We start from the raw sequence: 9981 nt of genomic DNA on the forward strand, positions 1-9981 counted from the left end.
GAGTCCTCATGACCACCACCTCCCCGTCCCGCTCGGCCGGGTCAGACATCGAACTCGCCGTCAGCGGAATGACGTGCGCGTCGTGCGCGATGCGTATCGAGCGCAAACTCAACAAGCTCGACGGTGTCAGTGCCACAGTCAATTACGCCACCGAGAAGGCGCGTATCACCACCTCGGGTGATCTGGATCCGCAGCTGCTGATCACCGAGATCGAGAACGCCGGCTACCAGGCCACGCTTCCGCCGTCGGCGCAGACCGATCACGATGCGAGCGCAGCGGCGACCGATGAGGCCGCCAGCGACCCCGAGCTGCAGGCATTACGCACTCGTCTGATCGGCGCGGTGGTGCTGTCGGTACCGGTCATCGCGATGGCGATGATCCCGGCGCTGCAGTTCACCTATTGGCAGTGGGCCTCGTTGACCCTGGCCGCCCCGGTCATCGTGTGGGCGGCGTGGCCGTTTCACCGCGCGGCCTGGGTGAACCTGCGTCACGGCACCGCCACCATGGACACCCTGATCTCAGTGGGTACCGGTGCGGCGTTGCTGTGGTCGTTGTACGCCCTGTTCTTCGGTACCGCCGGCACACCCGGGATGACCCATGGCTTCAGTTTTACCGTGGCGCCCTCCGACGGAGCGGGCAACATCTACCTTGAGGTGGCCGCCGGGGTCACCATGTTCGTACTCGCGGGCCGCTACTTCGAGAAACGCTCCAAACGGCAGGCCGGTGCAGCGCTGCGGGCGCTGCTGGAACTCGGCGCCAAAGAGGTCGCCGTCATCAAAGACGGCCACGAACAACGGATCCCGATCAACGAGTTGTCGGTCGGCGAGGAGTTCATCGTGCGGCCGGGAGAAAAGATCGCCACCGACGGTGAGATCGTGTCGGGCACCTCGGCGATCGACGCCAGCATGCTCACCGGCGAATCGCTGCCGGTCGAAGTCGGTCCGGGCGATACCGTCACCGGGGCAACGGTCAACGCCGGCGGGCGGCTGCGCATACGCGCCACCCGCATCGGTGCCGATACCCAGCTAGCCCAGATGGCCACCATGGTCGAACACGCCCAGTCCGGCAAGGCCCATGCCCAGCGGCTGGCCGACCGCATCTCGAGCATCTTCGTGCCCGTGGTCATCGCCATCGCTGTCGCGGTCCTGGGCGCCTGGATCGGGGCGGGTTATCCCATCGAGGCAGCGTTCACTGCTGCGGTGGCCGTGCTGATCATCGCCTGCCCCTGCGCGCTGGGATTGGCCACTCCGACCGCCCTGCTGGTCGGTACCGGACGGGGAGCCCAGCTCGGCATCCTCATCAAGGGACCGGAAGTCTTGGAGACCACCCGCACGATCGACACCGTGGTCCTGGACAAGACCGGCACCGTCACGACCGGTCAGATGACGTTGCTGCACGTGCACACCGATGCCAACACGTCCGACCGCGAAGTACTCGCCCTCGCCGGTGCGCTCGAAGACGCCTCCGAGCATCCCATCGCCACCGCCATCGCCGACGCGGCACGCACCGAGCTCGGCGCCCTGGCCGAGGTCGAGGAATTCACCAACATCGAAGGTATGGGAGTGCAGGGCACCGTCGAGGGCCATGCAGTCCTCGTCGGACGCGACAGCCTGCTCGCCGACTGGGGACTGTCGCTGGACGATCCCGATCTGACAACTGCCCGCGAATCCGCGCAAGCCGCAGGACAAACCGCAGTGATGGTGGCCTGGGACGGACAGATCCGTGCGGTGCTGGTCGTCGCCGACGCCATCAAACCCACCAGCGCCGCAGCCGTCGCCCGACTGCAGGCCATGGGGTTGACTGCGGTCCTACTCACCGGTGACAACCAGAAGGCCGCCGAACACGTCGCACGCGAGGTCGGCATCTCCACCGTGATCGCCGAAGTCCTACCCGCCGACAAAGTCCAGGCCGTCACCGCACTGCAGAACGACGGCAAAGTCGTGGCCATGGTCGGCGACGGGGTCAACGACGCCGCAGCGCTGGCCTCGGCCGACCTCGGCCTGGCCATGGGCACCGGCACCGACGTGGCCATGCAAGCCGCCGACATCACCCTGGTCCGTGGCGACCTCAACGCCGCCGCGGACGCGATCGCCCTGGCCCGCAAGACGCTGGCGACGATCAAGACCAACCTGTTCTGGGCCTTCGCCTACAACGTCGCCGCCATCCCCCTCGCCGCACTCGGGTTGCTCAACCCCATGCTCGCCGGCGCCGCGATGGCCTTCTCCAGCGTGTTCGTCGTCAGCAACAGCCTGCGGCTTCGTGCCTTCACCTCACGCACCACACCCGGTGACGACAACCGCACCTCCCACACACCCTCGACACATACCCCCCAGGGGTATAAGGTGGCGTCATGAACGAGCACACCTCTGCTGAACACGCCGGTCACACGGCCGCCGATCAGCACCACCACGGCCAGGTTGAGCACCACGAGGCGGTGCTCGATCACACCGGACATCACCACCCCGATTCCTCTGCCGGACAACGCCATCACGGTTCCGACGACCACGCCGGTCACGACAGTCACAGTGGTCATGCCGGTCACGGCGGTCACGGGCACGGCGGGCATGGTGACCATGTGGGCCAGTTCCGGCAGTTGTTCTGGATCATGCTCGTCCTCGCAGTGCCGGTCGTCGCGTTCTCACCGATGTTTGCCATGCTCATCGGCTATCAGCTGCCCGATACCGGAGTGGTCCAATGGATTTCCCCGGTACTGGGCACGGTGATGTTCGCCTGGGGCGGGCGTCCGTTCCTGTCGGGGGCCGTAAGTGAATTACGCTCGCGCACACCGGGCATGATGTTGCTGATCGCTCTGGCGATCACGGTGGCCTTCGTCGCCTCGTGGGGAGCCAGTCTCGAGGTTGTGCACCATGAACTGGACTTCTGGTGGGAACTGGCCCTGCTGATCGTCATCATGCTGCTCGGGCACTGGATCGAGATGCGGTCGCTGGCCCAGACGACCTCGGCGCTGGACTCGTTGGCGGCACTGCTGCCCGATGAGGCCGAACGCGTCGACGGTGAACAGATCAGCATTGTGGCCCCGGCGCAGTTGCAGGTCGGGGATGTGGTGATCGTGCGCCCTGGTGCCAGCGTTCCCGCCGACGGCCGCGTCATCGACGGAACCGCCGAGGTCGACGAATCGATGGTGACCGGTGAATCGCGCACCGTCCGCCGTGGCGTAGGTGATCCGGTCGTCGCCGGAACGGTGGCCACCGATTCCGGTCTACGCGTGCAAGTCACCGCGACCGGTGAGAACACTGCGTTGGCCGGTATCCAGCGGCTGGTCACCGACGCCCAGAATTCGTCGTCACGTGCGCAACGCCTCGCCGATTCCGCGGCCGCGCTGCTGTTTTGGTTCGCACTGACCGCTGCGGTCATCACCGCGATCGTGTGGACGGTGATCGGTCAACCCGATGACGCGGTCATCCGCACGATCACCGTGCTGGTCATCGCCTGCCCGCACGCACTCGGGCTGGCCATACCGCTGGTGGTCGCCATCGCCACCGAACGCGCTGCCCGCGGGGGAGTGCTGATCAAAGACCGCCTCGCCCTGGAAGCTATGCGCACCGTGGACGCAGTGCTGTTCGACAAGACCGGAACCCTCACCAAGGGGGAACCGACTGTGATCGCCGTCGAGCCCGCCCCTGGTAGCGACGCCGAGGACGTGCTGGCCGCCGCTGCCGCCGCCGAAGCGGACAGCGAACACCCCCTGGCCCGGGCGATTGTCGCCGCCGCCCGAGACCGGGCCCTGCAGATCCCCTCGGCCACCGAGTTCACCTCCTCACCCGCGGTCGGGGTCAGCGCCCATGTCGAAGGGACGGTCGTGCGGGTCGGCGGGCCGCGCATGCTCGAGGAGCACCGCCGGCACGAACTCGCCATCGCCGAGCAGTGGCGCGCCGACGGGGCCATCATCTTGCACGTCGTGCGTGACGACGAGGTCGTCGGCGCGATCAAACTCGCCGACGAAGTACGTGCGGAGTCCCGCCAAGCCGTCGACGCCCTGCACCAAGTGGGCGTGGCGGTAGTGATGATCACCGGTGATGCCGAAGCGGTCGCGCACAGCGTCGCCGCAGAGCTCGGTATCGACCGGGTCTTTGCCGGGGTGCGCCCTGAGGACAAAGCCGACAAGGTCGCCGAGTTGCAGCGCGAGGGCCGCAAAGTCGCCATGGTCGGCGACGGCGTCAACGATGCCCCCGCACTCGCTCAAGCCGACGTCGGCATCGCCATCGGCGCGGGCACCGACGTCGCGATCGCCTCGGCCGGAGTCATCCTCGCCAGCGATGACCCGCGTTCGGTGCTCTCGGTGATCGAACTGTCCAAGGCCAGCTACCGCAAGATGAAGCAAAACCTGTGGTGGGCAGCGGGATACAACCTGATCTCGGTGCCACTGGCTGCCGGGATCCTCGCCCCGATCGGATTCGTGCTGCCCATGTCGGTCGGTGCCATCCTGATGTCGGCGTCCACGGTGGTCGTGGCTCTCAACGCCCAGCTCCTGCGCCGCCTGGACCTACGCCCGCAGACCAGCACCACCCACGCGCTGCACGACACCCGCCCCACAGCCAGCACTGGGTAAGGAAACAGACCCTTGAAAAGGAGATGATTGTCCGATGACGACATCGTCCGCACCGGAGAACGAGTGCGCACATACCGCGCACGGCTACATCAGTGACAAAAGCCGCTACCTCGCGCGACTCAAACGCATCGAGGGCCAAGCCCGCGGAATCCACCGCATGGTCGATGAAGAGCAATACTGCATCGACATCCTCACCCAGATATCGGCGCTGACCAAGGCGCTCGAAGGTGTCGCGCTCGGCCTGCTCGACGACCACCTCAAACACTGCGTCCTCGACGCCGCCCAGGCCGGCGGCGCCACCGCCGAGGACAAGATCGCCGAAGCCTCCGCCGCCATCGCCCGACTCGTCCGTTCCTGATCCCCACCCGCACAACCGATCACGCCCGACCCTCGGCGCGGACGCATCCGCTCACGTCCGTGGCTGTCGCACCCACTGCGGCACCACCGGCCCGCCCGGGGCCGGGCGTTCGGCCTCGGCATCAACGGCCAGCACCACCCCACGCTCGGCCAGCCACTGTGCGGGATCGACATTCACCCCGGCGGGATCGAGAACCTCGAAATGCAGGTGCGGGCCGGTCGACACACCGCGGTTGCCCACCGTGGCCACGATCTGTCCCATCCGGACCCGGGTGCCCTGCTCGAGCAGATTCTCATCGTTGTGGCCGTAGGTGGTGATCGTGCCGTCATCGTGGCGGATCCGCATCCACAAGCCGAAGCCTTGCGCTGGGCCGGCGGTGATGATCTCCCCATCGGCCACCGCGACAATCGGAGCACCCAGATCGTTGCCGATGTCGATGCCCTGATGGCCGCGCCCATCCCCGAACGTCGAGGTGATCGAGCCGGCAGTAGGCGCCACCGCACCCCCGCTCCCCGGCACCGCAGCACCCGGAGCCCCCGGTTGTGGTTGCGGCCCATGCGGGACGCTGGGATCGTGCGGCACCAACGCCGCCACCAACGTTGCCACCAGACGAGCCAGCGGCAACGCATCGATGATGCGAAAGCCACTGAGCGGATCGACAGTCGAACCAAACGCGCCGAAACACTCCAACGCGGCCACACTGCCGCTGTCGCTGCTCCCGGACTGCGCATGATCACGTAAACACGACGACGCATGCTTGATCGGCTCACCCAAGCTCGCTGCCGCCGCACCGCCCAGCGCCGCCTTGACCGTGTCCTGCACGAGAACCACCAGCTCCCGGGCGACATGGTCATCGGGTGCGGCCGCCGCGGGCAGCACCGGCGCCCACGCCACACCCACTGCCGTCGCCACCGCGACCACCATGAGCATCCACCGCCCGTTCACTGCGCCCGCGAACGAAGCCACCACCATGTGCATACCGTCGAACCCTTCTGACGTCGACGTCGACCACCACTCGGGCGGATCGAATCGATGCCGAAAGTCCACGCCGAGAGAGCGACGCCCAGCATCACACCACGCACACCACCAGCCCCACCAGTCACACAAGTTCCCACGACTGCAGCCGTGATTTTCGTCGCGAGACATGCTTCCCGCAGGTCAGTAGGGGAAAGGCAAGGGCCCGAACCGCACCGAACTACTATCGTGGCTAGTAGAATTGTTATCGAAGCGCCACCTTGCGGGGCGTCTGAAACAAGGAGGACAGATGTCGACAAAGCGCGCGCGCATCATCATCGGGGCATCAGCGGCGGGCCTGCTGGTGTTGGCGGGCTGTTCCGACTCCGAGGGACAAGACCACTCCTCGATGACGGGAATGGTCACCACCACCTCGATAGCGGCACCATCCTCTGTGGCCGACATGGGCGAGCACAACGCGGCCGACATGACCTTCGCCCAGGAGATGATTTCCCATCACTCACAAGCGATCACGATGAGCAACATCCTGCTCGACAAGAACGACATCAATCCCGAGGTCGTCCGACTGGCCCAGCAGATCAAAGCCGCCCAGCAGCCCGAGATCGACCAGATGAAGTCCTGGGTGACCACGTGGGGAGCTTCGATGAGCTCGAGCTCGCAGGGCCACGACATGAGTCAGATGAGTGCCGGGGAATCGATGTCGCCGTCAATGGGCGGTCACGACATGCCCGGAATGATGACCGAACAACAGTTCCAACAGCTGCGCGAGGCCCAGGGAACCGCGGCGGCTCGCCTCTACCTCACACAGATGATCGAGCACCACCGCGGCGCCGTCGCCATGGCCAAGACCGAGATCCAGGACGGGAAGAACCCCGAAGCCATCGCACTGGCGCGAAAGATCATCTCCGACCAGGAATCGGAGATCGCCGAGATGCAGCGACTACTCGCCGGCCTGTAGTGGCCCAGCCGCACCCGCCCGACGGCCTCGAGCAAATGACACGCTCGCTTTCACCATCACAGCAGGCAAGCTACCGCCACCAGCGCCGACACGGCGCCGGTGGCGGTGACGACGGTAGGTAGGACAACAACCCCTGCAACCGTGGCAGCGGCCATTGCGTGGTGACCACGTGACACACATCGCCGACCGTCATAGAGCCGGTGCAAACGCGGCGTCACACTCGCAGAATCACTGATCGACAACGCCCCCGCCGGAAAATCCGACGACCCGGCCGATCGGGCCAGCGTTCCCAACGCCGAGCACACTGTCCGGGTGCCGACCTGTTCGGCCGCCCGTGCATCAGCGGCCTGCTCGACAAGTGTCGCCACCTCATCAGCACCGCGAGCGAACAGCGGAATGAACGGCAACGCTCGGCCCAGAACCCCAGCGAGCAACACGATCGCGTGATGCCGCTGGCGTCGGTGTGCGCGTTCGTGAGCCATCACAGCATTCAGTTCAGCGCCGGTCAGAACGTCCTGCAAACCCGTCGTCGCAGCGATCCCCGCGTTGCGGCCCGGCAAACAGAAGGCCATCGGCCGCTGATCGCTGAGCCACCACACATCAGGAAACCGATCACAACGTTGGCCAACCAGACGTAACGCTTGCAGATAGTGCTCGCGTGCCCGGCCCATTGCGACCGCAGCACGTGCCACCAAGGACACCACCCAAACGGCCGCCGCCACCGTGCTGGCCAGCACCGCGGCCCCAGCCACGGTCTCCACCTGGGCCGGCGCGCCATGAGACAACACACGCAGGCAGGAGGCCACCGCCGACAACTTATGCACGCCGAAGTGGTTCGGCACCACCAGCACCGACACCGCAGCGACCCACAACGCCGTGAACATCGCCTGGGCGGCCGGCCACGCCACCAACACCCACCGAGCATCGATGCGTGGCTGGATACGCACCATCCACCGCGGCCACCACCAACCCAGCAGAGCCGCTGCAGCCACCAGCACCACCGCCATGCTCATCAGCGCCAACCCATCTCGCGCCAGGCGCCGACGGTGTTCAACTCGCTGGGACCGTTCTCCATCAATCCTTCTTCCCTCGCCACACGGCACTGCACCCAAGTATGACCGGAACACACGCCTGCATGCCCCAAGAAACTCGGCACCGCAACCCCTAGAACGCTCCCTACTAACGGAGATAGTATTTAGAGTCGATGTGGACAGGGGTCATAGTGAACCTCGCCGACAAGGGAGCGTTTCGGGTGGTCACAGGTTTCGAGCACGTCGATGATGAGCAGCGGCGGTACCGAAAGGCCATGCGAGAGGTCCGGCGGGCGCCAACACCCCACTCAGCGCACACTTTCTTCGCCGAAGCACATGGCCTCTGCACGACGAACCGCCGACGGCACGTCACCGCTCATCTAGGCATGGCGCGCCAGCTGGCGAAACTCGGCGACAATCGAGGATCGATACACCACACGGCCGCAGCAATTGGCGTTGCCGCCAAGATTCGAGCCTGCCCTAGGTGACATGGCTGGCCGATCGTGCATGGTGCGTCGCCGACCCGCAATTCGCCACCATCGGTGCCAGTGCCGCCGCAATCACCGACACCCTTGCCGACTCGAGGATCGATACCGTCGACGACGACCCAAGAGTCGATCCCCCGCGCTACCTCTGATGGCGGAGCGGCAGCACAGCGGATCACCAGCTACGACGTCGTAAGGTACATTTTCGGCGAATTGCGGTGTATAGCACTATCTTTCGTCACCAGTGACGATAGTGAACGGGAATCACGGGGCCGAACGCCCCGGCTGATGTACATTTGCAACAGCGAACCGGATCACATTGGTGGCTCTTAGAGCGCGCCGATGGTGATGTTGTTCGTTGCACGCCAGCAGCTTTGGCTACTTGTGACTGCGTCTGACCGCAGCTGGCTCGCGCGCCGCGAACATGCTTGCCCAGTTGTCGACTACAGCAAAGATCCGGTTTGCTAATGTGGCGACGCGTTCTTCTGAGTTGCCACACCCAGCCGAAGACCGTTCTCACAGGATCGGAGGGGAGGGCGGTGAGGCCCCCTACTGTGCAGTCCCTCTCCCCTCCGTCCTGGGTCCGAGGCCGCGTGTCACCCCATGCAGGGAAGGTCAGTGCCCGATCTTATGAAGTAGCTGCGAGGCCGGCATTTTCAGAGCTTTGGCGATGCGCGCCAGGGTGATGATGGTTGCTCGCCGCGATCCGTCTTCCACGCCGCGCAGCATGTTGCGCTCGACGCCGGCCTCGAGACCCAGGGCCCGCTGACTGAGGCCCAGTTCCTCGCGGCGGGTCGTGATCGCTTCTCCGAGAGCGCGTAGCAACGCAGGTTCGTCGATGTCGACGGCCATGACGGCTCCTCCTCCCCTATCGCCCGCCAGGTCGGCGGGCGCACTCGGCGTGGCTGAGCCTACCGGCGAGGTCGCCGCGGGCGGCACTACGACGGCGGTGCGCCCGGTCGGCGCGGGACAGCTGCTCACTGCGCGGGTTTCACGATCGTCAGGGTCAGCTGGTCGTCGTCGATGTGCTCGTCGAACTCCTCGACAGCCAGCCAGTGGTCACAGTAGTACTGGTCGCGGCCGGAATCGTCCATCGCCGCCCACTGCTCAGGCAGCGGGCCGACGTAGCGCTGCACCCGGCGGACCAGATACGACCGCTCGACAACCTCGGTGCGCGCCAGCTCGGGCATCGCTTGCTCGACCAGCCCGACAAGGGCGGCAGCCGCGTCATGTTCAGCGTCGACACTGCCTGCGAGGTCGCAGGCTCGGCGCCACTGCTCGATGCTTGCGGCGATCGCTCGCGCATGAACGCTCATCGGTGTTGCCGCGCAGGTGTTTTCGGTGGTCGTTGCCATGTGCTGCTCCTTCTTACGCCGTGCCGTAATGGTTGCCTATAGGCTACCGCTGATGGTAGTCTATAGGCAACCACCACGGATGGAATGGGCGAGGAAGCGACGATCATGGGGCACATCATCTCGAAGACAGCGGAACATCGACCGGCGCTGCGTCGCAGACGATTCCGTCACGACAACCCGACCGCGCTGGACTTGTTCTCAGGATTTGGCGGATTCACCCAGGGCATCGAGGCCGCAGGATTCGACACC

General features: G+C 65.7%; 9 protein-coding genes. 5 read left to right on the top strand and 4 right to left on the bottom strand.

Annotated features, from left to right (window positions below):
* Positions 1-8 precede the first annotated feature (8 nt).
* From Q9R39_RS14240 to Q9R39_RS14250, 3 genes are read left to right on the top strand one after another with little or no spacing between them, the layout of a single operon-like run.
* Positions 9-2354: a heavy metal translocating P-type ATPase gene (locus tag Q9R39_RS14240; protein WP_311277661.1), complete on the top strand. Its 2346-nt coding sequence runs from the start codon at positions 9-11 to the stop codon at positions 2352-2354.
* Positions 2351-4570: a heavy metal translocating P-type ATPase gene (locus tag Q9R39_RS14245; protein WP_035755504.1), complete on the top strand. Its 2220-nt coding sequence runs from the start codon at positions 2351-2353 to the stop codon at positions 4568-4570. Before Q9R39_RS14240 ends, Q9R39_RS14245 begins: the two co-directional genes overlap by 4 nt.
* Before the next feature lie 34 nt (positions 4571-4604).
* Positions 4605-4928 (top strand): metal-sensitive transcriptional regulator, encoded by a 324-nt coding sequence (locus tag Q9R39_RS14250; protein WP_035755503.1) that lies wholly within the window; start codon positions 4605-4607, stop codon positions 4926-4928.
* A gap of 51 nt (positions 4929-4979) precedes the next feature.
* Here the strand turns inward: Q9R39_RS14250 and Q9R39_RS14255 are convergent, their stop codons facing one another.
* A complete protein-coding gene (locus Q9R39_RS14255) occupies positions 4980-5906 on the bottom strand; it encodes a M23 family metallopeptidase (protein WP_035755502.1) in 927 nt (308 codons plus the stop codon).
* A 286-nt stretch (positions 5907-6192) separates the two neighbouring features.
* Between Q9R39_RS14255 and Q9R39_RS14260 the strand changes: the two genes are divergently transcribed.
* Positions 6193-6861, top strand: a complete 669-nt coding sequence (locus tag Q9R39_RS14260; protein ID WP_035755501.1) for a DUF305 domain-containing protein — start codon at positions 6193-6195, stop codon at positions 6859-6861.
* Positions 6862-6917: 56 nt separating this feature from the next.
* Here Q9R39_RS14260 and Q9R39_RS14265 read toward each other — a convergent pair whose 3' ends face one another.
* Positions 6918-7874 carry a M56 family metallopeptidase gene (locus Q9R39_RS14265; RefSeq protein WP_035755572.1) on the bottom strand — a complete coding sequence of 319 codons (957 nt, stop codon included), beginning with the start codon at positions 7872-7874 and terminating at the stop codon, positions 6918-6920.
* 502 nt (positions 7875-8376) lie between these two features.
* Between Q9R39_RS14265 and Q9R39_RS14270 the strand changes: the two genes are divergently transcribed.
* On the top strand, positions 8377-8529 hold the full coding sequence (locus Q9R39_RS14270) for a hypothetical protein (protein ID WP_171011586.1): 153 nt from the start codon (positions 8377-8379) through the stop codon (positions 8527-8529).
* A 463-nt stretch (positions 8530-8992) separates the two neighbouring features.
* Here Q9R39_RS14270 and Q9R39_RS14275 read toward each other — a convergent pair whose 3' ends face one another.
* Both Q9R39_RS14275 and Q9R39_RS14280 read right to left on the bottom strand, forming a co-directional pair.
* The gene (locus tag Q9R39_RS14275) at positions 8993-9229 is read right to left on the bottom strand and encodes a helix-turn-helix domain-containing protein (protein ID WP_035755500.1); all 237 of its coding nucleotides are present in this window, start codon (positions 9227-9229) and stop codon (positions 8993-8995) included.
* Positions 9230-9354: 125 nt separating this feature from the next.
* Complete coding sequence (locus Q9R39_RS14280; RefSeq protein ID WP_137809384.1) at positions 9355-9732, bottom strand: hypothetical protein; 378 nt, start codon at positions 9730-9732, stop codon at positions 9355-9357.
* Positions 9733-9981 lie beyond the last annotated feature (249 nt).

The sequence above is a fragment of the Gordonia sp. AC31 genome, assembly GCF_031844505.1.
In the GTDB taxonomy this organism is placed as follows: Bacteria; Actinomycetota; Actinomycetes; order Mycobacteriales; family Mycobacteriaceae; genus Gordonia; species Gordonia hongkongensis.